This window comes from Streptomyces sp. NPDC002092 (genome assembly GCF_053593775.1).
The window spans coordinates 289707-312024 of the sequence record NZ_JBSFDG010000001.1 but is presented as its reverse complement, the minus strand read 5'-3'; the positions used below and the strand labels follow the sequence as shown (position 1 = coordinate 312024).

Genomic DNA, 22318 nt, shown 5'->3' with positions numbered 1-22318 from the left:
TTGGAGCCCGGCACATCTGATCAATAAGATCCGCCGATGATCAGAAGACAACGGCTGGCGGCAGGAGTGTGCGCGCTGCTCGCCGCCCTGGCGGCCGGGATGGCGTTCCCGGCCGCGGCGACCGCCGGCGAACCCACGGGCGAGGCGACCGCGAAGGTCGATCTCGTCCTCGACGTCAGTGGTTCCATGCGGACCCGGGACATCGACGGCGGGACCCGGATGGCCGCGGCGAAGCAGGCGTTCAACGAGGTGCTCGACGCGACGCCCGAGGAGGTGCAGCTCGGCATCCGCACGCTCGGCGCCAACTACCCGGGCAACGACCGGAAGACGGGCTGCAAGGACACCGCGCAGCTCTACCCCGTCAGCACGCTGAACCGGACCGAGGCGAAGACGGCGGTCGCGACCCTCTCGCCCACCGGCTGGACCCCGATCGGCCCGGCCCTCCTCAAGGCGGCCGACGATCTGCAGGGCGGCGACGGCTCCAAGAGGATCGTGCTGATCACCGACGGCGAGGACACCTGCGCCCCGCTCGACCCGTGCGAGGTGGCGCGCGAGATCGCCGCCAAGGGCATCGGCATGACGATCGACACCCTCGGCCTGGTCTCGAACACCAAGATGCGTAAGCAGCTCAGCTGCATCGCCGAGGCGACCGGCGGCACCTATACCTCGGTCGAGCACGCCGACGAACTCACGGACAAGGTCAACCAGTTGGTGGACCGGGCGGCAGACCCCGTGGTGACTCCGGTCGCCACCGAGGGTGCCGCGCAGTGCACGGACGCGCCGGCCCTGAAGTCCGGTCTGTACACGGACCGCGAGGAGTTCGGGCAGCAGCGCTGGTACCGCGTGGAGGTCATGGCGGGCCAGGAGCTGCGCGCCTCGGTGAGCGTGGCGGCCGACCGGGCCGTCGGTCCGGACTACGGGGCACTGCTGCGGGCCGTCACCGTGCACGGCCGCGAGATCGTGCGCGGGGAGGCCGCGGGCAACGGTCGTACGGACGTCATCTCCACCGGGCTGCGCTACCCCAAGCCCGAACGGGACGACGACGACAGCGACAAGCCCGCCGCGGAGACGGTCTGCCTTCAGGTCACCAACTCCTTCTCCCCGGCCTCCGGCGTGAAGACCACGCCCGGTCTGCCGCTGGAGCTGACGGTGGACGTGGTGGACGGCCCGTCCCACCCGAGCGACGTGGCCTCCTTCGGTCTCGGCCGCGGCTGGTGGCTGCTCGGCGTGCTGGTGCTGGTCGGTTTCCTGGCCGGTCTGATCTGGGGCTGGCTGTCACGCTGGCGGGTCGCGGTCTGGAGGACCAACTGATGCGGATCACACGTGTGTTGAGCGCGGCCCTGCTGACGCTGGGACTGGCGGCCGCTCCCGCGGCGGCCGACTCCTCGCCCTCGCCCAGCGCCTCCGGCGGCAGCTCGGCGCCGACCTCGGCGGGTACGTCCTTCCGTACGGCGACCGAGATCAAGCAGGGGCAGCAGGCCACGGCGGCCGGCTCCACGGGCGACTACCTGTACTGGTCGTTCCCCGCGGACGCCGGTCAGCGCCCCACCGTCGAAGCCACCGTGAAACTGCCTGACTCGCATGCCGCGCAGACCTGGCAGATCGACGTGTACGACGGACTGCGGCGCCGCCAGGCCTGCCAGTACGGCGCGCAGACACGCACCGCGGCCCAGGGCACGGCCAGGGTCGACCTGGCTTGCGTCCTGCGCACCGTGCGCGCCTGGTCGGAGCCGTGGGCCGACGACCCGCTGCCGGGGACGTACTACATACGGCTGACCGTGATGAACCTGGCGCCGACCGACCTCGGCCAGCCGATCCGCGCCTCGGTCAGGGTCGGCTCCAAGGACATCGGCGGCTCGGCGGCCGTGGACGGCTCGCTGGCGAAGCCGCTGGTACCGGGGATCGCCGTGGCCTCCAAGTCCGAGGAGAGCAACGGGGGTTCATCGAAGTCCGCCGTGCTGTCGAGCATCGAGCCCGAGGACGGCTGGGCGTCGGGCTGGTGGTCGGACCGTTGGGTGTGGACCGCGATCGGCGGCGTACTGGCCGCAATCGCGGGCGTCGGCGGATACGCCCTGACACGCGGCACAGGACGGCCCTCACGGGTGCCACCGGGCGCCTGACACACTCCCAGAAGGCCCGCACCCCGCGGGCCTTCTGCCGCCTCAGGCCTCGCGCAGCACCCTCACCAGAGTGCCCTCACCGACTACGGCAACCCGCCCCAGCCCCACCGCGGCCTCGCGGATATGCCTGACGCGCAGGTCGGAACAGCCCCCACAGGTGCCGCCAAGCGCCTGACACACCCCCAGAAGGCCTGCGCCCCGCGGGCCTTCTGCCGCCTCAGGCCTCGCGCAGCGTCTTCGCCAACGTGCCCTCGCCGGTGACGGCGACCCGTCCCTGCCGTACCGCCTCGGCCAGGTTCAGCTCCCCCCGGGCGAGGGCCGCGCCTGTTTCGGCGTCCAGGGTCAGGCGTGCGTCGGGTTCCCCGGGGGCGGGCCCGTCGCCGTACAGCGGGCCGTCCTCGGCGCCGACGTACAGGTGGAAGTCCCCCTCCTCCAGCCGGACCTCGACGAGCCCCTCCCCCTCCAGTGAGCGCAGCAGGGGCAGTGCGAACCAGTGGGCGCGCAGGGCGTCCGTGGGCCGGCGCTCACCCAGCTCGCCCTGGCCCCACACGCTGAGCGCCTGCAGCACGGGCAGCAACTGCCGTCCGCGCGGGGTGAGTTCGTAGACGTAGGCCGCGCCGGGCGGCGGCAGCCGGCGGCGCGTGCCGAGCCCGTCCCGCTCCATGTCCTTCAGCCGTGAGGCGAGTACGTCCGTGCTCACGCCGGGCAGGTCCGCGTGCAGATCCGTGTAGCGGCGAGGGCCGGCCAGCAGCTCCCGGACGATCAGCAGGGTCCAGCGGTCGCCGACGAGATCGAGGGCGCGGGCGGCGGAACAGTACTGGTCGTAGCTTCGGCGTCGTGACATGCGACGCAGTCTAGACATGTTGTTGGACTTTCCAAGCTCGAACTTGGTAAAACCAAGCAACACACGAAACCGGAGGGGCGAGCGAGCATGGAGTTCCGGCAGTCGAACAAGCTCAGCGAGGTCTGTTACGAGATCCGCGGCCCGGTGATCGAGCACGCCAACGCACTGGAGGAGGCGGGCCACAGCGTGCTGCGCCTGAACACCGGCAACCCCGCGGTGTTCGGCTTCGAGGCGCCGGAGGAGATCCTCCAGGACATGATCCGGATGCTCCCGCAGGCGCACGGCTACACGGACTCCCGCGGCATCCTCTCCGCCCGCCGTGCGGTCGCCCAGCGCTACCAGACCCTGGGCCTGGCGGTCGACGTCGACGACGTCTTCCTCGGCAACGGCGTCTCCGAGCTGGTCTCGATGGCCGTACAGGCACTGGTCGAGGACGGCGACGAAGTCCTCATCCCCGCCCCGGACTTCCCGCTGTGGACAGCGGTCACCACGCTCGCCGGGGGCAAGGCGGTCCACTACCTCTGCGACGAACAGGCCGACTGGTACCCGGACCTGGACGACATGGCCTCGAAGATCACCGACCGCACCAAGGCCGTCGTCATCATCAACCCGAACAACCCCACCGGAGCGGTCTACCCCAAGGAGATCATCGAAGGCATCCTCGACCTCGCCCGCCGCCACGGCCTGATGGTCTTCGCCGACGAGATCTACGACCAGATCCTCTACGACGACGCCGTGCACCACTCGGCCGCCGCGCTCGCCCCCGACCTGGTGGTCCTCACCTTCTGCGGCCTGTCGAAGACGTACCGGGTGGCCGGCTTCCGTTCGGGCTGGCTGGTGGTCACCGGCCCGAAGCAGCATGCGAAGAACTACCTGGAGGGCCTGACGATGCTGGCCTCCATGCGGCTGTGCGCCAACGCGCCCGCCCAGTACGCCATCCAGGCCGCGCTCGGCGGCCGCCAGTCGATCCGCGAACTGACCGCGCCGGGCGGCCGTCTCCACGAACAGCGCAACGTCGCCTGGGAGAAGCTGAACGAGATCCCGGGTGTGTCCTGCGTGAAGCCGAAGGGCGCGCTGTACGCGTTCCCGCGCATCGACCCCAAGGTGCACAGGATCCACGACGACGAGAAGTTCGTCCTGGACCTGCTGCTGCGGGAGAAGATCCAGGTGGTGCAGGGCACCGGCTTCAACTGGCCCACCCCGGACCACTTCCGGATCCTGACGCTTCCCTACGCGGACGATCTGGAGGCGGCGATCGGGCGGATCGGGCGGTTCCTGAGCGGATACCGCCAGTAGCGGGAATGCCGTGCCGCGGCCCCCTGTTGGTGGATTCCGTATCCGATCACCGAACAGGGGGCTTTGCATGTCGCACGACGTACAGGGAACGGTGTCCGAGGGATTCGAGGGCGTGCGCGAGGAGTTCGCCGCCTTCCTCGCCGGGGAGCGGCACGAGCCCGGCGCGCAGCTGGTGGCGTACCACCATGGGCGGCGGGTGGTGGACCTGTGGGCCGGGGAGGGGACCGACGGGTCCTCGCTGACCAGCCTGTTCTCCATCACCAAGGGCGCCGCGCATCTCGTCGTCGCGCTGCTGGTGCAGGACGGCGTGCTGGATCTGGACCGTGAAGTGGCCGCGTACTGGCCCGAGTTCGGGGTGAAGGGCAAGGAGCGACTCAAGCTGCGCGAGCTGCTGGAGCACCGGGCCGGGCTGGTCGGCATCCCCGACGGCGGTTTCAGCACAGAGGAGTTGGCCGACGACCGGCTCATGGCGGCGCGCCTGGCCGGGCAGAAGCCGCTGTGGGACCCGCAGAGCGGATACGGCTACCACGGGCTCGTCATCGGCGCGCTCACCGGCGAGGTGGTCCGCCGGGCCACCGGGAAGTCGATCCAGGAGCTGTACGAGGAACGCATCCGGGCGCCCTACGGCCTCGACTTCCACCTCGGCCAGCCCGAGGCCCTGGAGCCGCGGTGGCGAGAGGTGCAGCCGCTCGTTCCCACTCCGGAGGAGGCCGCCGCGCTGGCGGCACGGGCGGCCGCCCCCGGCAGCATCCGGTACATCGCCTTCAACCTGAACGCCCCCGAGCCCACCGATCTGCTCGCCTTCGCGAACGACCGCCGCACCCGGGCCCTCGGCCCGGCGTCCTCGGGCGGGGTCGGCAACGCGCGCGGGGTGGCCGGCATGTACGCCGCCGCGATCAGCACGGTGGCCGGCAGGGCGCCCCTGCTCACCCGTGAGACGGCGGCCCTGTTCGGCGGGCTGCGGACACCCGGCCCCGACCTGGTGACCGGCGGCGACGACCACTTCGCGGTGGGCTTCGAGTACCTGGCCGGCCGCTATCCGCTCCTCGGCGAGGACTCCTTCGGACACAGCGGCGCCACGGGCTCGCTGGCCTTCGCCGACCCGGCGAGCGGAGTGGCCTACGCCTACACACGGCGCCGCTTCGCCTTCCCCTCGGGCGTCGGCGCGTCCCCCGAGAACGGCCGTCTGGCCGATGCCGTACTGCGGGCGGCCTCAGCCTCGTGACACGGTGGGGGTAAGGCCCGCACGGCCATGTCCGGCCGGCCGGAACGGGAAGGGTGCGCGGCATGGGCGACGTGTTTCTCGTGCGGCACGGTGAGACCGAGTGGTCGCGGTCCGGACGGCACACCGGCTGGACGGACGTGCCGCTGACCGAGCGCGGCCGCGCTCAGGCCCGGCGGCTTGTGCCGCTGATCCGCTCGCACCGGATCGGCGCCGTGTTCGCCAGTCCGCTGCAGCGGGCGCGGGAGACGGCGGAGCTGATCGGGCTGCAGGACGTGCGGGTCGACCCGGATCTGCGGGAGTGGGACTACGGCGGCTACGAGGGGATCACTACCGTCGAGATCCAGCGCACCCGGCCGGACTGGTTCCTGTTCCGGGACGGGGTGGAGCCCGGGCCGCCGGACCACCCCGGGGAGACCCCCGAGCAGGTCGGCGAGCGCGCCGACCGCATGATCGCCAAGGTGGACGCCGCACTCGCCAACACCGAAGGCTGCGTGGTCCTGGTGGCGCACGGCCACTTCCTACGGGTGCTCACGGCCCGGCGGCTGGGGCTGCCGCCGTCGGGCGGTGCCCTGTTCCAGCTGGCCACGGGGACGGTGTGCCGGCTGGGGACGGAGCACGGGCGGCCGGTGATCGCGGGGTGGAACATGCGGCCCGGGGCGTGAGCGCCGGTCACCGTTGTCAGACCCTCGTCGTAGCCTCTCAGGAGGTGGGAGAGGGGGCCTGGCGACGGGAAGGAGCATGCCGTGACACGACCGCCGACCGCCGCGCAGCGGCGTGTGATCGATGCCGCCGATCCGGTGACGGGGCGGCTGAGGGGTACGGAGGCGCAGCTGGCGGCGCTGGTGAAGTGGGGGTTGGCCTTCCGGCATCCACGGCCGCCGCACGACCACTTCCTGACGCCGGCCGGGCATCGCATACGGGAGGCCGGGGAGCCGGGGACGCCAGTACCCGAGCCGGCGCCGCCCGCCGCCACCGGTGTCTTCGCCGCGCGGGTCGGCGGTGAGGAGGAGCCGCCGGAGGCCGGTCCCGCCCGCGGGCGCGAGGTGCGCAGCGCCTGGCAGGGCTTGTTGGAGCTGCGGCGGATGACCAATCCGGACGGGGCCATGGACCGGCCGTGCGGCTGGGAGCGTGCGCATCTGGTGCAGGCCGCCGCGCTCGCCCTGGAGGCGGCCGGCCACCGCCCCGCCGGTGCGGACCTGGCCGGATACCGGGTGCGGGCGACCCCGCAGCCGGAGGCCGTCGCCGTGCACGAGCCGGATCCGGCCGCGCTGCGGGCCTGCGCGGCCACGCTGGAGGAGTCGGGCTGGCAGGTCGGCGAGCACAACGACCCACGGTCCAGGGCGCGTTATCTGCTGGCGTCCCCCTGCCGCGCATAGCGAGCCATGCCAAGATCGGTCGGTCACATCGTCCATCAGTACGAGCTGTACTGCGAGCTGTACGAGAAGAGGGAGCAGTGACCGAACCGTTTTCCGTCCCGGTGACCGTGCGCGGATACGAAACCGATGTGCTGGGGCACCTCAACCAGGCCGTGTACCTGAACTACGCGGAGCACGCCCGCTGGTCGTTACTGCATGCGGCCGGTGTGACCCAGGCGACCCTGGTGGCCAAGGGGGTGGGTCCGGCGGCCCTGGAGACCACCCTGCGCTTCAGGCGTGAGCTGGTCGCCGGCGACGAGGTCGAGGTGACCTGCGCCTTCGAGTGGGGCGGCGGCAAGACCTTCCACATCGAGCAGACGATAAGGAAGGCCGACGGCACGGTGGCGGCGGAGGTCACCGCGGTCGTCGGCCTGATGGACCTGAAGCAGCGACGGCTGGTCCCGAACCCGCGGGAGTTCTTCAAGGAACTGTCCACGGACCCGACGCTGTTCGGGCTGTGACGCCCGCTCGTCTCAGGCCTCCCCGAACGCCCCCTTGTGGTCCTCGGCCCACTCCCGGTAGGTCCGCGCCCGCCGCCCCAGGACCTGCCGTACGTCCTCGGTGACGACGTCGTTGCCGCCGTCCTCGATGAAGCGGGCGGCGGCCATGAGGCTGTCCGCGTACGTCTCGCCCAGGCCCGCTGCGAGGAACTGCTCGCGGCGTTCCGCCGGGGAGAGGTCGTGGAGGGGCACCGGGCGGCCGAGGACCTCGCCGAGGACGGCGGCCTGCTCGTGGGGGTTGAGGGTCTCGGGGCCGGTCAGGGTGTACGTGCGTCCAGCGTGGCCGGGGTCGAGCAGTGCGGCCACGGCGATCTCGGCGACGTCCCGCGGGTCGACGACACCCTGCCTGCCGTCGCCCATCAAATTCGGCGCGGGCGTGCCCCCGCGGATGGCCGCGGCCCAGGTCAGGGTGTTGGAGGCGAAGGAGGAGGGGCGCAGGACCGTCCACTGCAGGCCGCTGTCCCGCACGGCCTGCTCACCGGGCAGATGCCAGGTCGCGAACACGCCCAGGTCGGGGTCGCCGGTGCCGATCGAGGAGAGCTTCACGATGCGCCGTACGCCCGCGGCCCGCGCCGCCTCCACCAGCCCGCGGTCGTGCTCGGCGTCCTCCGGTCCCAACACGCCCACGAGAAAGGCGGCTTCCGCGCCCGCCATCGCGGCCTCCACCGAGGCCCGGTCGCGGTGGTGGCCCGGCACGGTCTCCACGCCGGACGGCACCTGCGCCCGCGCCGGCTCCCGGGTCAGGGCGCGGACCTTCTCACCGCGTGCCGCGAGCTGTCGTACGACGTCACTGCCGATGGTGCCCGTGGCACCCGTCACAAGGATCATGTCCTCCACGGTGGGCCGCGGGCGGCCCGGAACTCTTGGAAATTCCGGCACGGTTGCGAGGCCCGGGCGGCCGTGCAGCGAGCTTACGGTGGACGGGTGACCAACATCGTGTCCCGAGAGGTCCTGCCCACGCCCGAGGCGCTGCGCCCGTGGATCGCGGGCATCGGATCCGTGACGGTCGGCGACGTGCCGACGGAGCCCTTCGTCCATCTCCCGGAGGCCACCACCAAGGTGGTCGTGCGCACCGGGGAACACGGCACCCGAACCACCCTGGTCGTCGGCCCGCGCGCCCGTGCCTCCTACCACCGGGGCAAGCGCAGTGCGTCCTGTGTGGAGCTGCGGCTCGCGCCCGGCACCGTCCGCCCCCTGCTCGGCGTTCCGGCCGTCGACCTCGTCGGCCGTGCGGTGCGGCTGGCAGAGCTTCCGACTTCGCCGGCCCGTCAACTGGACGATCTCCTACGGCGGTTGCAGCCCGAGGAGGCCCTGGCCCACCTCGCGGAGGTGCTCCCCGAGTGGCTCTCGACCGCCGCGGACCGTTCCCGCACCGAGCTGGTGCGCGCCGGCGTCGACGCGATGTCGGTCCGCACCGGTCGCACCCCCGCCCCGGTGGGCGACGTCGCGCGCGAACTCGCCGTCAGCGAACGGCAGTTGCGGAACCTCTTCGCCGAGGGCGTCGGCCTCTCCCCCAAGCACTACGCGCGTATCAACCGGGTGCGCACGGTACTGGACTTCGCCGGCACCTGCCCGTGGGCCGAACTGGCCGCCGCCATCGGTTATTACGACCAGTCCCACATGACGACCGACTTCCGCACCCTGATGGGCGTACCGCCCCGCTCGTACTTCACCGGCCGTCTGCCGGACGCCACGCCCTGCCAGGCGATCCGCCGGGGCTGAGCGGGGTGGAAATCGGATGCGGGCGACCCTGCCCGCCTGCGATGCTCCACCCTCATGGCCGCACGACGTATCAGACCCAGCCGCTACATCTCCCTCGACATCGAGGCCGACGGCCCCATCCCCGGCCCGTACTCGATGCTGAGCTTCGGCGCGTCGGTCGCGGGGACACAGGATGCCGACGGGTTCACGGCCGCCGACCCGCAGCAACAGACCTTCTATCGCGAACTGCGCCCGATCAGCGAGGAGTTCGTCCCGGAGGCGCTCGCGGTGAGCGGGCTCGACCGGGAGCGCCTGAAGAGCGAGGGCGCCGAACCTGCCGTCGCGCTGGGCGAGTTCAGCGAATGGGTGCGCGAGGTGAGCGCGGGCGAACAGCCCGTGATGTGCGGTTACCCGGCCTCGTACGACTGGACGTTCCTGTACTGGTACCTGATCCGCTTCACCGGGGCGAGCCCCTTCGGCCACTCCGGCTGCCTGGACATGAAGACGCTGTTCGCGACCAAGGCGGGGCTGCCGCTGCGCGCGGTGGCCAAGGGCAGCATGCCTCGCCATCTGCTGTCTAGGCGGCGGCACACCCACCATGCCCTGGACGACGCGATCGAGCAGGCCGAAATGCTGGCCAACCTCATGAACTGGGCGGGCCCTGACGCGTCGGCACCGGTACCTGGTTGAAGCCGTAGTACAGGGCGAGCAGACCGTGGGCCGCCAGGGTCAGCGGGGCCGAGACGAAGGCGAGGCCCACCGCGACCGGGTAGCCCAGGGAACCCAGGGCGAAGCGGGCGCGGGTGGCTCTCGCGGCCGGGACGTCGACACGGGAGTCGAAGAGGTGGCCGGTGCGGGTCAGATGCCACCACAGGGCCTGGAAGGTGAGCGCCATCAGGACCATGACCAGGCTGTAGACGGCCGCCGCCACATGCGAGGCGGCGTCCTCGCGCAGATACTCCGCGAGCATCGCGGTCGGCCATGGCACGGCTGCCACCACCATCAGCACCAGCAGGTTCAGGAACATCAGCGTCCGGTCGACGCGGGCGACATAGCTGAACAGCTGGTGGTGGTTGATCCACATGATGCCGATGACCAGGAAGCTCACCACATAGGCGGCGTACGAGGGCCACTGGGCGCCCAGCGCGTGCCACAGGCCGCCGTGCTCCCCGACCTCGGGGACCTTGATCTCCAGGATGAGCAGGGTGATGGCGATGGCGAACACGCCGTCGCTGAAGGCCTCGACGCGACCGGACTCATTCATGGGAGACAGACTGCCCCATCGCCGGTGCGGGGCACGGCCATTACCGTGCCCCGCACCGGCGGTTCAGTGGGCGGCTGCGATCTGCTCGCCGGCCTCCATGGGGTGGGTGACGTCCTGGTCGTCCCGGTTCCCGCCGAGGTGGTTGAAGACCAGGTTCAGCAGGACCGCCGCCACACAGCCCGTGGAGATGCCCGAGTCGAGCACGATCTTCGCGGTCTGCGGGAAGGCGTGGTAGAAGTCCGGCGCGGTGATCGGGATCATGCCGACGGCCAGCGACACGGCGACGATCAGGACGTTGTTGTCCTTGTCCAGGCCGGCCTTGACGAGGGTCTGGATGCCGCTGGCCGCGACCGAGCCGAACAGGACCACGCCCGCGCCGCCGAGCACCGGGCGCGGTACGACGGCGATGAGTGAGGCAGCCATCGGGCACAGGCCCATCAGGACCAGGAAGCCACCGCCGGTGGCGACGACGTAGCGGCTGCGGATCCTCGTCATCGCGACCAGGCCGATGTTCTGGGCGAAGGCGCTGCACATGAAGCCGTTGAACAGGGGGCTCAGCGCCGAGCCGAGGGTGTCGGCGCGCAGGCCCGCGGCGATGGTCCTCTCGTCCGCCGGGCGTTCGACGATCTCGCCGAGCGCCAGCATGTCCGCGGTGGATTCGGTCATGGAGACCACCATCACCACGCACAGCGAGAGGATCGCGGCGAGCTGGAACTGGGGTGCCCCGAAGTGGAACGGGGTGGGGAAGCCGATGACGGCCGCGTCCGTGACGGGCCCGAAGTCCGTGGCACCGAGGGGGATCGCGAGCAGTGTGCCGGCGATCAGGCCGAGCAGCACGGCGATCTGTTTGACGAAGCCGCGGGTGAAGCGGCGAAGGACCAGCACGATCAGGAGCGTCGCGGCTGCCAGGCCGAGGTTGGTCGTGGAGCCGTAGTCGTCGGCGGCGGGGTCGGGTCCCTGTGCCCAGCCGAAGGCGACCGGCAGCAGGGACACACCTATGAGGGTGATGACGGTGCCGGTGACGACCGGTGGGAAGAAGCGGATGGCCTTGCTGAAGAACGGGGCGGCGATGAAGCCGAGCAGCCCCGCGACGATGACCGCGCCGAAGATGATCGGCAGGGCGTCGGACTTGTCCTTGGTGGAGGCGACCACCGCGGTCATGGGGGCGACGCCCGCGAAGGTGACGCCGTTGACGAAGGGCAGCCGGGCGCCGATCTTCCAGATGCCGAGGGTCTGCAGGAAGGTGGCGAGGCCCGCGGTGAAGAGGCAGGCGCCGGTGAGGAAGGTGAGTTCGGTGCCGGTCAGGCCGATGGCCGCGCCGACGATCAGGGGCGGGGCGACGACCCCCGCGTACATGGCGGCCACGTGTTGCAGGCCCGTGGTGGCCATTTTGAGTGCGGGGAGTTTTTCGTCGACGGGGTGAGCGGTCACGGCGGTTCCTCCGGGTCAGCTAACACGTCGGCTCTGACGTGGGTTTCTTGGAGGTGGTGCGCGGTCGTGCGGGACCGGGGGTGCCTTTGAGGAAGGTGACGGTGACCGTTCCGGGGCGCGCACGTCCATGCGCGCCCCGGAGACGGCCGCCATGGAACCACTGGGGTCCACGGCCACCGGTCGAGGGCCGTCCCCCTCGACCGGAGATCTTCGACCGCTCAGGCCTGCGCGGCGATCTGCGCCAGGCGCCGGGCCTCGGCCCGCGTGGAGTGGGCGATGGCGTCCTCGTCGACGTGCAGCAGACGGCCCGCCTCGACGATCTGCCGGCCGTTCACGAAGGAGGCGGTGACCGGGGCGGCCGCGCCGAAGACCAGCGCGGTGACCGGGTCGGCGATGGAGGCGTGGGCGAGGGTGTCCAGCTTCCACAGCACCAGGTCGGCGAGCTTGCCGGGCTCCAGGGAGCCGATCTCGGCGCTGCGGCCGAGGACCTGGGCGCCGCCGTAGGTGCCGAGGCGCAGCGCCTGGCGGGCGTTGAGGGCGGCCTCGCGGTGGGCGCCGAGACGGTTGATGAGCAGGGCGTTGCGCAGTTCGGTGTGCAGCTCGCCGGACTCGTTGGACGCCGTACCGTCGACACCGAGGCCGACCGGGACGCCGGCCGCCAGCATGTCGGGGACCCGCGCGATACCGGCTGCGAGGCGGGCGTTGGACGAGGGGCAGTGGGCGACACCGGTCTTCGTACGTCCGAAGGCGGCGATGTCGGAGTCGTTCATGTGGACGCAGTGCGCCATCCACACGTCCTCGCCGAGCCAGCCGGTGGACTCGAAGTAGTCGGTCGGGCCCATGCCGAACAGCTCCTTGCAGAACTGCTCCTCCTCGACGGTCTCCGAGCCGTGCGTGTGCAGGCGCACGCCGAGGCGGCGGGCCAAATGGGCGCCCTCACGCAGGAGTTCGGTGGAGACGGAGAAGGGCGAGCAGGGCGCGACGGCCACCTGGGTCATCGCGTCGAAGGAGGCGTCGTGGTGCTCCTTGACGGTCGCCTCGGTCGCGGCGAGGGCGCCTTCGAGGGTCTCGACGGCGAAGTCCGGGGGCAGGCCGCCGTCCTTCTCGCTGCGGTCCATGGAGCCGCGGGCGAGGGTGAAGCGGACACCCATCTCGCGGGCGGCGCGGATGATGGCGCCGGACAGATCGCCGGAGTCCTTCGGGAAGACGTAGTGGTGGTCCATGGCGGTGGTCACGCCACCGCGGGCCATCATCGCGAGGGACCCCTGGGCGGCCGCGTACACCATCGGCTCGTCGATGCGCGCCCAGGTCGGGTACAGGGCGACCAGCCAGTTGAACAGGTTGTGGTCGGTGGCCAGGCCCCGGGTGATCCACTGGTAGAAGTGGTGGTGGGTGTTGACCAGGCCAGGGGTCACCAGATGCCCGGAGGCGTCGATACGGCGTACGACGTTCTCCAGGCCCTCGGGGGCCCTGCCCGAGCCGAGCGCCTCGATGCGGTTGCCGGCGATGACGACGTACCCGCTCGCGTACTCGGTGTCGTCGGCGTCGACCGTTGCGATCGAACAGTTCTCGATGACGATGCGCTGGGCTGCTGCCATGATTCGTCCTTTTCGCTCAGTGGACTTCTGTGGAGAGGGGCACGGCAGGACCCTAGGAGTTTTGAGTGCCGTGACCGGGGAGGCGGCAAGGCGGGTTCCCCGGTCACGGGTGCCGAATATCGAGCTGCCCGGAAGGTGCTCAGAGGTTGGTGAGGTCCACCGGGATCTTCGGCTCGCAGCCGTCCCGCAGGATCGTCGCCTCGATCAGGCCGTAGGGGCGGTCGGCGGCGAAGTACACCTCGTTGTCGTTCTTCAGCCCGAAGGGCTCCAGGTCGACGAGGAAGTGGTGCTTGTTCGGCAGCGAGAAGCGGACCTCGTCGATCTCGCTGCGGTTGTTGATGATGCGCGAACCCATCTGGTAGAGGGTCTGCTGCAGGGAGAGCGAGTACGTCTCGGCGAAGGCCTGGAGCATGTGCTTCTTCGTCTGCTCGTAGGACTTCTCCCAGTTGGGCATCCGCTGCTCGTCGTCGGTCCAGTTGAACCGCCAGCGGGCCGAGACCGAGGTGGCCAGGATGCGGTCGTACGCCTCCTGCAGCGTCGTGTACTTGTCCTTGACGTAGCCCCAGAACTCGGAGTTCGTCGAGTTCATGACCGTCAGGTCCTTGAGACCGGAGACGACCTCCCACGACGAGCCGTCGTAGGTGATCTGGGTCAGCCGGGTCTCCTGGCCCTTGCGCACGAAGGAGTGCTTGACCTCGTCCGCGCCGATGAACTGGGAGTTCGCGTCGGAGGCGGCGATCCGCTCCCAGGCGTACTCCTCGATACGGATCCGGGCCGTCTGGATCGGCTCCTGGCTGGTCACGAAGTGCCTGGCCAGGTGGATGCCGAACTGCTCGGCCGACTCGATGCCGTGCTCCTTGGCGAACGCGTACACCGTGTTCTTGGTGGTGTCGGTCGGCAGCACGTTGGCGTTGGAGCCGGAGTAGTGGACCTCGTCCATGTCGCCGCTCAGCGCGACGGACACGTTCAGGTCCTTGATGTGGTGGGTGGCGCCGTCCCGCGTGATCTTTACGACTCGGTTCTCGGCCTTGCCGTACTGGTTCTGTCCCAGGATCGTGGGCATGTGTCTGCTAGCTCCCTCGGTAAACGGAGTAGCCGAACGGGTTGAGCAGCAGCGGTACGTGGTAGTGCTCCCCGGGCTTCACGGCGAAGGTGATCGCCACCTCGGGGAAGAACACGGCACCGCTGTCCCGATTCGCGGGGGCGTCCTGCTGCGCATCGGCTTGCTTCTTCTCGAAGTACGGTTCGACGGCGAAGTCGAGCCGTACATGGGTCGTCCCTTCCGGCAGCGCCGGCAGGTCCTTGCACCGTCCGTCCGCGTCGGTCGCGGAACCGCCGAGCGCCTGCCAGTCCGCATCGCGGCCGCTACGGGCCGCGAGCTCGATGGCGACGCCCTCGGCGGGGCGGCCGATGCTGGTGTCCAGGATGTGTGTGGACACGGAGGCGGTGGTGCTGGTGCTCATGGTGTCAGGCTTCCTCTTCGACGAGTCGGGCCAGTCGGATGCGGTTGATCTTGCCCAGCTCGGTGCGGACGATCTCCCGCTCCTGCTCCGGCGAGTTGCCGATCCGCTCCTTGACCGCGTCCCGCATCTGCTCGCCGGTCCGGCCGGTGGCGCAGATGAGGAAGACATGGCCGAACCTGTCCTGGTAGGCCAGGTTCAGTTCGAGCATCTCCGACTTAAGCTCCTCGGAGGCGCCGACCATGCCGCGCTGTTCCCGGGCCGAGGTGGGGTCCCCCGGCTTGGGGCGACCGATCGGCGGGTGCCCGGCCATCGCCTCGGCCAGGTCCTCGGCGCTCAGCTCGGCCATGGCGGCGTCGCTGGCGGCGAAGAGCTCGTCGGCGGTGGCGTACGGGCGGGCGGCGAGCAGCCGCCGCGCCCAGGTGGTGGAGGCACACGCCTCATGGAGGGCGGCGAAGGCCGCGTGCTCCTCCAGTACGTTGAACCGGGCCAGGCCCGGGGGCGTGGAAGTCGACGTCACGGGTGCCTCCGTGGCCGCGAGAACGGCCTTCGTGCTGAACGGGCTGCCGTTAGCTAACGCCCCCACGCAACGCCGCGTCAACACTTTGTTGAAAATTCGGGGTAACAAACCTGGCCGGTTGGCGACCCCGGGATGCCCCCTCAGCCCTCCTTCTCACGGTTCAGATAGTTGTAGACCGTGAACCGGCTGACGCCGAGCGCGCCCGCGACGGTCTCCACGCCGTGCCGTACGGAGAAGGCGCCGCGCGCCTCGAGTATCCGTACGACCTCCTGCTTGGCCTTGCGGTCCAGGTCGGCCAGGGGCTTGCCCTGCTTGCGCTCCATGGCGGCGAGGATGTGGTCGAGGGAGTCGGCGAGCTGGGGCAGGCGCACGGCGACCACGTCCGCGCCCTCCCAGGCGAGCACGACGTCCTCGGGGCCGGCCTCGTCGGGCGGGAGCAGCTCGCCGCCCATGGCGTCGACCAGTGGTTTCACGGCCGTGATGAACGGCTCGTCCCCGGTGCCGGTCACTCGGCACCCTCCCCGGCCGCGCCGACGACGTTGACCTGCAGCGAGACCCGGGTGGCACCGGCCTGGAGCGTCTGGCGGAGCAGCGCGTCCACGGCGCTCAGGACGGCGTCGGCGGCGCCCTCCGCCGTGTTGCCGAACGGGCCGACGTCCACCTCGTCCAGCTCGGCCGCCTCGATGACCTGGCGGGCGACCACCGCGTGCGCGGGCGCCTCGTCGAGATCGAAGGGCTCGGTCGTGAACTCCACTCTCAATCGCACTGTGCCCCCAGAGCACCACCACGGGCCGACAGATTCACTGCGCCGGAGCCGGTTCGTCCGCCACGAGCCGACCCTAACCGACCAGGGCATCCCTGCGCCCCACAGTCGCGATGCGGGCCTGCTCACCTCGGTCATCCGCTGGAGCGCAGGAGGGGTGCCCCCCAGAAGCCGGGGGGGCACCCCTCTCGCCATGCGGTGTGCGTCAGGCGCAGTCGCGCACCTTGATCGTGTAGATGCCGCGGCCGTGAGTGGCCGCGTACAGGGTGCTGCCGTCGGGGCCCAGCTTCAGCTGGAGGACGGCGACGGCCGGGAGCGAGCCGACGCGCTGCCACTTGGTGTGGCCCGGGGCGCGGTAGACGACGCCCAGGTCGGTGGCGACGGCGAGGCCGCCGTTCGGTGTGACGATCGCGGAGTTGGTCGGCACGTCGGGCAGGTTCGCGGAGATGTCCTTCCAGGTGGTGCCGCCGTCGGTGGACTCGAAGACATGGCCGACGCCGGCCCCGGGGCCCTCCGTCCAGTGCCGGGAGAAGCCGTTGACGGCGAGGAAGACGTGGTCGGCGTTCTTCGGGTCGATGGCGAAGCCGCTGAGGTAGCGGTTGGGTACGGTCCCGTCGGCGGGCAGGGTGATGTCGTGCCAGCCGGTGCCGTCCGCGTTGCCGACGGAGATGCCACGGGCGAAGCCCTGGTTGTTGCAGGGGCCGCACCAGGCCGCGTACACCTTGCCGCCCGACGCCGCCACGGCGGTCGCGGTGCGGCCGGCGCCGAGGTCGTACACGCTCGTCCACTCCTTGCCGCTGCGGATGGCGTAGCCATGGGTCTGCACCCACACGTGGCGGCCGCCCGCGATCCACGTCGAGGAGCTCTTCAGGTCGGTCGCGAGCGGGGCGATGAAGCGGGCCTCGCTGGTGGCGTTGTCGGCCGGGGCGACGTTGTACGAGGTGGCCTTGGTGGCGTCGGTGCTCCAACTGCCGTCGTTGACGGCGCAGTTCTGGGTGATCTGGATCGCGAGGTAGACGTATTCCTCGGCGATGTTGCAGCCGTTGGCGGGGTCGGTGAGGGTGTCGCCGCCGTCGCCGCCGAAGTTGGAACCCATCACCTTGTCGTTGCTGCGCAGCACGGACTGGCCGTTGTCCTGGAGGCCGCCGGTGACGGAGACACCGCCGTAGGTCAGGTCCTTGCCGATGCCCACCGAGTAGTACTGGAGGGTGTCGATGGTGCCGTCGTTGAGGGAGGTCCAGTCGGTGGCGTGGCCGGAGGCGTCCTGCGAGCCGTCGACCGGGCGCTTGTAGACGCCGCCGTCGTTGCCGACGTACACGAAGCTCTTGCCGTGGTAGCTGCCGATCGCGACGCCGTGCTGGTCGGAGTGGGTGGTCTGGTTGCAGTCACCGGTCTGCTTGGCCGGGTCGATGCTCCAGCAGGGGAACGTGAAGTTCCAGTACGGGCCCACGGTCGACCAGGTGCTGCCGCCGTCCTTGGTCTCGTAGACCTCCTCCAGGCCCGCGTAGACGTGCTTGGGGTCGCTCGGGTCCACGGTGAGGAACTGGTTGTACCAGGCCTGTACGCCGGGCATGTAGCCGCTGGTGGTCAGCGCGGAGCCGTCGGCGGCCAGACCCTTGTAGTCGGCGATCTTCGTCCAGGGGCCGAACGGCGAGGCGGCGCTGTAGATGCCCTCCAGGCCGCTGTCCGGGTTGGTGTTCAGCTGCTCGGGCGACTGGTCGATGGCGTAGTAGCGCGAGCCGTCGGCGGAGCGGGCGAAGGTGACGTTGCCGACGTTGTCCGCGTCGGTCGGCAGATCGCCGAAGCCAGTGGTGATACGCGTCCAGGCGCCGCTCGCGTCCTTGGTGAAGAAGCCGTTGTAGTCGTCACCGCTGCGCCAGCCGACCGCCAGGATCACCTTGGACGGGTCCTTGGGGTCGATCGCGATGTCGTTGGCGATGTTCTTGTAGGCGGCCGACGGGTCGCTCGCCTTCGAACCACCGGGGAGGTAGTCGGGGTTGGGCGCGTACTCCAGCTTCCAGGCGCCCTTCAGGGTCTTCGTGGAGTGGCTCCACACGCCCGCGCTGGTCGCCGCCCACACCTTGCCGCCGCCGAAGCGCAGTTCGTGGATGGTGGTGGACTCCAGCTCGTCGCCGCCGACCCGGCTGCGGGCGGAGAAGGTGCCGTGGTGCGGGTGGGACAGGACGTAGACGCCGCTGCCGAGGTAGGCGTCCGCGTTGGTGGTCGCCTCGCCGGTGCCCAGCCACAGTCGTCCGCCGCCGTCCAGCGCGAGTGCGCCGGTGGACTGCGAGGGCAGTTTGTCGCTGATGGGCTTCCAGTTGCCGCCGCCTCGCTTGGACCGCCAGACGCCGCCGCCCGCGCTGCCCGCGTACACATACCCGTCGTCATCGGCGGCGAGCGCGGCCATCCGGCCGGTGACATTGCCCGAGCCGCCGCTGGAGTTGGAGTCGATGTCGCGGTAGCGCGAGTCGTCGGAGTTGTACGGCAGGTCGGTGATATTGCGCCAACTGCCGCCGGTGCTCGGCAGGTTGGTCAGGCTGGTCCAGGCGGCGCCGTAGGCGCCGGGGGCGACGATGCCGGGTGAGGTGCGGGCCTCGGCGTACTGGTCCGCGCCCTCGGCTATCTCGTCCGCCTCATTGCCGCCGTCGCCGTCCTCGCCCTTCAGCCGCGGGCTCATGGTGCCGACCGACTGCGTGCGCTCGGCGGCCAGTTGAGCGAGGGTGCGGGCGCCGAACGGAGCCTTCGTCCTGCCGGACGCGGCGCCTGCGGGTGTCGCGACGAGTGCGGCGGATGCGGTGATGGCACAGATCGTGAACCATCGTCTCTTGCGGGTTGGTGCTGACACCAGATCCTCCCGAACGGGTGGTCGTACAGCCGTCGCAGGAGACCCGATCATGAGCGGTGGACGACGTCCGCTTTTTGGACAAGCCTTGACCAGAACCTGTCACCTGCGGGTCGTTCAGGGGCTGTCCTCGCCGCCCTCGGTGCCGCCGTCGGCCAGCCACTGCGCGTAGGCGATCGCGGCCACTCGGGCGGAGAAGAGGTTGTCACGTGCCGTGGCGGTCGTGGCGGAGACGGGGCGTGCCGTGGAGCCGGAGAAGGACGTCGAGATGTAGTCGCCGACCGTGGTGCGACGTCCAACTGGCAGATGGGAGCGGTGCAGTTGGCGACCGGGTGGTAGTGACCCTCCCGGTCACCGCTCCGTCTGCCGGCCCTTCCGCAGGAAGTCCCGCAGCCGGCGCTCGGGCCAGGTGTTGATCACGTCCTCCTGGGTGAGCCGGCCGCGCTGCGCGGTGCCGATGCCGTAGCGCATGTTGGCCAGGTGGGGGACGGCGTGGGCGTCGCTGTCCACGGCGAACTTCACGCCGTGCCGCCCGGCCCGCAGGATGTCCTCGTCGCGCAGGTCGAGGCGGTCCGGATGGGCGTTGATCTCCAGAGCGGTGCCGGTGCGGGCGCAGGCGGCGAAGATGGCGTCGAGGTCGGCGTCGATGCCGGGCCGCTTGCCGATGATGCGGGTGGTGGGGTGGCCGATGATGTTGACGTACGGGTTCTCGCAGGCCCGTACGATCCGCCGGGTCAGCGCCTCGCGCTCCTGGTTGAAGTGCGAGTGCACGGAGGCCACGCACAGGTCGAAGCCGGCGAGGAACTCCCCGGGCCAGTCCACCTCGCCGTCCGGGCCGATGTTCAGCTCGACGCCGTGCAGCAGCCGCAGACCGCCGCGCCTGCCCCGGGTGGCGTACGTCCCGTCGAGCTCGCGTACGCGTTCGCGCTGGGCCAGCATCCGCTCGTCGGTCATGCGCTGCATGGCCATGTCCGGGCCGTGGTCGGTGATCGCGTAGTAGGCCCAGCCCCGCGCCGCGGCGGCCTGCGCCATCTCCTCCAGTGGGGCGAGGCCGTCGGTGAGGTCGGTGTGCGAGTGCAGATCGCCGCGGAGGTCCGCCTCCGTCACCAGGTCGGGCAGTTCGCCGCGCAGCCCGGCCTCGATCTCCCCGCGGTCCTCGCGCAGCGTCGGCGGGATCCAGGGCAGCCCGAGCCGGGCGTACACCTCCTCCTCGGTCTCGGAGACGATCTTCTTGCCGCTCTCGACGTCGAAGAGCCCGTACTCGGAGAGCTTCAGCTTCTGGTGGACGGCCAGTTCACGGGTGCGGATGTTGTGCGCCTTGGAGCCGGTGAAGTACTGCAGTGCCGCGCCCCAGGAGTCCGGCGGTACGACCCGCAGATCGACGTTGAGGCCCTTGCCGGTGCGCACCGACGTCTTCTTCTCGCCCGTGCCGATCACCTCGGTGACGTACGGCAGCCCGGTGAACGCCCGCATGATCGGGCCGGGTTTCGTGGCCGCCGCGAGGATGTCGATGTCGCCGATCGTCTCGCGCATCCGGCGCAGTGATCCCGCGTAGGCGCACCGCAGGCAGCCCGGCACGGTGGACAGCTCGGCGACGATGTCGTCGGCGAGGCCCATGGCCAGGTCGATGTGGACGCGGCCGCCGGAGGACTGCAGCAGCGAGATGCCGTGGAGGATGTTCTCCTCCGTCTTCGGTCCGAAGCCCTTGAGGTCGCGCAGCCGCTCCTCGTGGATCGCGTCGGCCAGTTCCTCGACCGAGGAGATGCCCAGCTCCTCGTAGACCGTCAGTGCCTTCTTCGGGCCGAGCGTGGGGATGGCGGTCAGCCGTCGCACCCCGGCGGGAATCTTCGCGCGCAGCTCCTCGACGGCCAAGACACTGCCGTGGTCGAAGTACTCCAGCACCTTCTGGGCGATCGACCTGCCGACGTTCGGGATCTGCTGGAGGCCCTTGAGGTCGAGCGTGGCGACGTCGGCGTGGTGGCCGCCGACCGACCGGGCAGCCTTCTCGTAGACGCGTGCCTTGAACGCGTCTCCTCCGGTGATCGAGATGAGGTCCGCGTACTCCTGGAGCAGCGCGGCGACCTCGTCGTTGGACCGGGCCACACCTTCAGGGTAGGCACGCCGCGACGGACGTGCCGTCCTCCCCCGTAGAGCAGGTGACAGGAGTTCGCAGGGAGGGACCGCAAGGTGACAGGGCGCAGGGTCAGACGGGTCAGGGGTACGGCGGTGGCAGCGGCGGCGATGGCGGCGCTGACCGCCTCGCAGGCACCGGGGGCGACCCCCGCACGGGCACAGGCGCCGGTGGCGCAGCCCGCGGCGCACGGGCCGAGCGTGTCCGGCGACGCCCCGTACCGCACGGAGCTTCCCCCGCTCGCGCGGAAGCACGAGGGCCACGCGGGCCACGCGGGCGGGGCACCGGCGGTCGCGGGCGGCGCGGTGCCGGCGACGGTCTTCGCCGCGTACCGCCGTGCCGAGGCGGAGCTCGCGCGTACCGCGCCCGGCTGCGGGCTGCGCTGGCAGCTGCTGGCCGCGATCGGGCAGGTGGAGTCGGGGCAGGCGGACGGCGGCCGGGTAAGAGCGGACGGCACGACCGTGACGCCGATCCTGGGTCCGCGTCTGGACGGCGGTGCCTTCGCCGTCGTACCGGACACGGACGGTGGCGCGTACGACGGGGACGCGGTGTACGACCGTGCGGTGGGCCCGATGCAGTTCATTCCGTCCACCTGGGCGCGCTGGGGAGCGGACGGGAACGGCGACGGGCGGGCCGACCCGGACAACGTCTTCGACGCGGCGCTCGCCGCCGGGCGGTATCTGTGCGCGGCCGGCGGGGATCTGTCCGAGCCGGCGGGGCTGGACCGGGCGATCCTCGGCTACAACCACTCGGAGGCCTATCTGAGCACGGTGAAGGCCTGGTACGCCTACTTCCTGGAGGGGCACACGGTGGTGCCGGACGGCTCCACGGGCTCGTCGGTACGGCCCTCGACGCGTCCCGGATCCTCACACCACGCGAAACCGGCCCCAACCCCGAAACCGACGCCGAAGCCGTCCCCCAGGCCGAGCCCCACCCCCTCCGCGCCGGTCTCCCCGCCCCCGTCCAACTCCCGCCCGACGGCCGGTACTTCACCCGAACCCCTCGCCCCTGCACCCACCCCGTCCATCGCCCTGCCGACCGACAACGTGCTGCCCAGCGGCCTCCCGCTGACCGGAGGCTGACCAGTAACGGCGCGGACTCGATGCCCGCTCCCCCCTCCACAACCGCCGCTACCGGGCGGTAATGTCGCCATCCGCCGGGCTGGGACGAGACCGGTGGGTGCGCCTGTGTCACCGGCCGGATCAGCG

The 22318-nt window shown here is 70.8% G+C and carries 22 protein-coding genes; 10 read left to right on the top strand and 12 right to left on the bottom strand.

What is annotated here, in order from left to right; all coding sequences use genetic code 11:
* The first annotated feature begins 36 nt into the window (after window positions 1-36).
* Window positions 37-1311: a VWA domain-containing protein gene (locus tag ACWCRD_RS01390; protein WP_450963913.1), complete on the top strand. Its 1275-nt coding sequence runs from the start codon at window positions 37-39 to the stop codon at window positions 1309-1311.
* Complete coding sequence (locus ACWCRD_RS01385) at window positions 1311-2120, top strand: hypothetical protein (RefSeq protein ID WP_450963912.1); 810 nt, start codon at window positions 1311-1313, stop codon at window positions 2118-2120. Before ACWCRD_RS01390 ends, ACWCRD_RS01385 begins: the two co-directional genes overlap by 1 nt.
* A gap of 217 nt (window positions 2121-2337) precedes the next feature.
* Here the strand turns inward: ACWCRD_RS01385 and ACWCRD_RS01380 are convergent, their stop codons facing one another.
* Window positions 2338-2964, bottom strand: a complete 627-nt coding sequence (locus ACWCRD_RS01380) for a winged helix-turn-helix transcriptional regulator (RefSeq protein ID WP_450963911.1) — start codon at window positions 2962-2964, stop codon at window positions 2338-2340.
* Between the two features lie 87 nt (window positions 2965-3051).
* Here ACWCRD_RS01380 and ACWCRD_RS01375 point away from each other — a divergent pair, with 87 nt between their 5' ends.
* The 5 genes from ACWCRD_RS01375 to ACWCRD_RS01355 all read left to right on the top strand — a co-directional run bounded on the left by ACWCRD_RS01375 (window position 3052) and on the right by ACWCRD_RS01355 (window position 7361).
* Window positions 3052-4260: a pyridoxal phosphate-dependent aminotransferase gene (locus ACWCRD_RS01375; RefSeq protein WP_450963910.1), complete on the top strand. Its 1209-nt coding sequence runs from the start codon at window positions 3052-3054 to the stop codon at window positions 4258-4260.
* Between the two features lie 67 nt (window positions 4261-4327).
* Window positions 4328-5485, top strand: a complete 1158-nt coding sequence (locus ACWCRD_RS01370) for a serine hydrolase domain-containing protein (RefSeq protein WP_450963909.1) — start codon at window positions 4328-4330, stop codon at window positions 5483-5485.
* A 62-nt stretch (window positions 5486-5547) separates the two neighbouring features.
* The gene (locus ACWCRD_RS01365; protein ID WP_450963908.1) at window positions 5548-6147 is read left to right on the top strand and encodes a histidine phosphatase family protein; all 600 of its coding nucleotides are present in this window, start codon (window positions 5548-5550) and stop codon (window positions 6145-6147) included.
* Between the two features lie 81 nt (window positions 6148-6228).
* Window positions 6229-6861 carry a hypothetical protein gene (locus tag ACWCRD_RS01360; protein ID WP_450963907.1) on the top strand — a complete coding sequence of 211 codons (633 nt, stop codon included), beginning with the start codon at window positions 6229-6231 and terminating at the stop codon, window positions 6859-6861.
* Window positions 6862-6938: 77 nt separating this feature from the next.
* Window positions 6939-7361 (top strand): acyl-CoA thioesterase, encoded by a 423-nt coding sequence (locus ACWCRD_RS01355; protein ID WP_389077650.1) that lies wholly within the window; start codon window positions 6939-6941, stop codon window positions 7359-7361.
* Window positions 7362-7373: 12 nt separating this feature from the next.
* On the opposite strand, the gene ACWCRD_RS01350 is transcribed toward ACWCRD_RS01355, so the two are convergent.
* The gene (locus ACWCRD_RS01350; RefSeq protein WP_450963906.1) at window positions 7374-8228 is read right to left on the bottom strand and encodes an NAD(P)H-binding protein; all 855 of its coding nucleotides are present in this window, start codon (window positions 8226-8228) and stop codon (window positions 7374-7376) included.
* Between the two features lie 96 nt (window positions 8229-8324).
* Here ACWCRD_RS01350 and ACWCRD_RS01345 point away from each other — a divergent pair, with 96 nt between their 5' ends.
* Window positions 8325-9122: a helix-turn-helix domain-containing protein gene (locus tag ACWCRD_RS01345; protein ID WP_450963905.1), complete on the top strand. Its 798-nt coding sequence runs from the start codon at window positions 8325-8327 to the stop codon at window positions 9120-9122.
* A gap of 54 nt (window positions 9123-9176) precedes the next feature.
* Window positions 9177-9791 carry a 3'-5' exonuclease gene (locus tag ACWCRD_RS01340; protein WP_450963904.1) on the top strand — a complete coding sequence of 205 codons (615 nt, stop codon included), beginning with the start codon at window positions 9177-9179 and terminating at the stop codon, window positions 9789-9791.
* Here ACWCRD_RS01340 and ACWCRD_RS01335 read toward each other — a convergent pair.
* The 10 genes from ACWCRD_RS01335 to polX form a co-directional block, all read right to left on the bottom strand.
* Window positions 9745-10365 (bottom strand): TMEM175 family protein, encoded by a 621-nt coding sequence (locus ACWCRD_RS01335; protein ID WP_450963903.1) that lies wholly within the window; start codon window positions 10363-10365, stop codon window positions 9745-9747. The genes ACWCRD_RS01340 and ACWCRD_RS01335 overlap by 47 nt on opposite strands.
* Before the next feature lie 63 nt (window positions 10366-10428).
* Window positions 10429-11796 carry a nucleobase:cation symporter-2 family protein gene (locus ACWCRD_RS01330; RefSeq protein ID WP_450963902.1) on the bottom strand — a complete coding sequence of 456 codons (1368 nt, stop codon included), beginning with the start codon at window positions 11794-11796 and terminating at the stop codon, window positions 10429-10431.
* Window positions 11797-12014: 218 nt separating this feature from the next.
* Window positions 12015-13394, bottom strand: coding sequence for an 8-oxoguanine deaminase (locus ACWCRD_RS01325; protein WP_450963901.1), 1380 nt, complete (start codon window positions 13392-13394; stop codon window positions 12015-12017).
* Window positions 13395-13533: 139 nt separating this feature from the next.
* Window positions 13534-14457: a factor-independent urate hydroxylase gene (pucL, locus tag ACWCRD_RS01320; RefSeq protein WP_450963900.1), complete on the bottom strand. Its 924-nt coding sequence runs from the start codon at window positions 14455-14457 to the stop codon at window positions 13534-13536.
* Window positions 14458-14464: 7 nt separating this feature from the next.
* Window positions 14465-14857 carry a hydroxyisourate hydrolase gene (uraH, locus tag ACWCRD_RS01315; protein ID WP_450963899.1) on the bottom strand — a complete coding sequence of 131 codons (393 nt, stop codon included), beginning with the start codon at window positions 14855-14857 and terminating at the stop codon, window positions 14465-14467.
* A 4-nt stretch (window positions 14858-14861) separates the two neighbouring features.
* Window positions 14862-15374, bottom strand: coding sequence for a 2-oxo-4-hydroxy-4-carboxy-5-ureidoimidazoline decarboxylase (uraD, locus tag ACWCRD_RS01310; protein ID WP_450963898.1), 513 nt, complete (start codon window positions 15372-15374; stop codon window positions 14862-14864).
* A gap of 140 nt (window positions 15375-15514) precedes the next feature.
* Window positions 15515-15883: a helix-turn-helix domain-containing protein gene (locus ACWCRD_RS01305; RefSeq protein ID WP_115909993.1), complete on the bottom strand. Its 369-nt coding sequence runs from the start codon at window positions 15881-15883 to the stop codon at window positions 15515-15517.
* Window positions 15880-16140 (bottom strand): thiamine-binding protein, encoded by a 261-nt coding sequence (locus ACWCRD_RS01300; RefSeq protein WP_344397899.1) that lies wholly within the window; start codon window positions 16138-16140, stop codon window positions 15880-15882. Before ACWCRD_RS01300 ends, ACWCRD_RS01305 begins: the two co-directional genes overlap by 4 nt.
* 202 nt (window positions 16141-16342) lie before the next feature.
* Window positions 16343-18982, bottom strand: a complete 2640-nt coding sequence (locus tag ACWCRD_RS01295) for a glycosyl hydrolase (RefSeq protein ID WP_450963897.1) — start codon at window positions 18980-18982, stop codon at window positions 16343-16345.
* Window positions 18983-19330: 348 nt separating this feature from the next.
* The gene (gene polX, locus ACWCRD_RS01290) at window positions 19331-21082 is read right to left on the bottom strand and encodes a DNA polymerase/3'-5' exonuclease PolX (protein WP_450963896.1); all 1752 of its coding nucleotides are present in this window, start codon (window positions 21080-21082) and stop codon (window positions 19331-19333) included.
* An 84-nt stretch (window positions 21083-21166) separates the two neighbouring features.
* Here polX and ACWCRD_RS01285 point away from each other — a divergent pair, with 84 nt between their 5' ends.
* Window positions 21167-22192: a lytic transglycosylase domain-containing protein gene (locus ACWCRD_RS01285; RefSeq protein WP_450963895.1), complete on the top strand. Its 1026-nt coding sequence runs from the start codon at window positions 21167-21169 to the stop codon at window positions 22190-22192.
* Window positions 22193-22318: the final 126 nt, after the last annotated feature.

Excerpts from the sequence above, each read along its gene's own strand:
- ACWCRD_RS01390 (WP_450963913.1), top strand. The coding sequence starts at position 37 with ATGATCAGAAGACAACGGCTGGCGGCAGGAGTGTGCGCGCTGCTCGCC.
- ACWCRD_RS01385 (WP_450963912.1), top strand. The coding sequence starts at position 1,311 with ATGCGGATCACACGTGTGTTGAGCGCGGCCCTGCTGACGCTGGGACTG.
- ACWCRD_RS01380 (WP_450963911.1), bottom strand. The coding sequence starts at position 2,964 with ATGTCACGACGCCGAAGCTACGACCAGTACTGTTCCGCCGCCCGCGCC.
- ACWCRD_RS01375 (WP_450963910.1), top strand. The coding sequence starts at position 3,052 with ATGGAGTTCCGGCAGTCGAACAAGCTCAGCGAGGTCTGTTACGAGATC.
- ACWCRD_RS01370 (WP_450963909.1), top strand. The coding sequence starts at position 4,328 with ATGTCGCACGACGTACAGGGAACGGTGTCCGAGGGATTCGAGGGCGTG.
- ACWCRD_RS01365 (WP_450963908.1), top strand. The coding sequence starts at position 5,548 with ATGGGCGACGTGTTTCTCGTGCGGCACGGTGAGACCGAGTGGTCGCGG.
- ACWCRD_RS01350 (WP_450963906.1), bottom strand. The coding sequence starts at position 8,228 with ATGATCCTTGTGACGGGTGCCACGGGCACCATCGGCAGTGACGTCGTA.
- ACWCRD_RS01340 (WP_450963904.1), top strand. The coding sequence starts at position 9,177 with ATGGCCGCACGACGTATCAGACCCAGCCGCTACATCTCCCTCGACATC.
- ACWCRD_RS01335 (WP_450963903.1), bottom strand. The coding sequence starts at position 10,365 with ATGAATGAGTCCGGTCGCGTCGAGGCCTTCAGCGACGGCGTGTTCGCC.
- ACWCRD_RS01325 (WP_450963901.1), bottom strand. The coding sequence starts at position 13,394 with ATGGCAGCAGCCCAGCGCATCGTCATCGAGAACTGTTCGATCGCAACG.
- pucL (WP_450963900.1), bottom strand. The coding sequence starts at position 14,457 with ATGCCCACGATCCTGGGACAGAACCAGTACGGCAAGGCCGAGAACCGA.
- uraH (WP_450963899.1), bottom strand. The coding sequence starts at position 14,857 with ATGAGCACCAGCACCACCGCCTCCGTGTCCACACACATCCTGGACACC.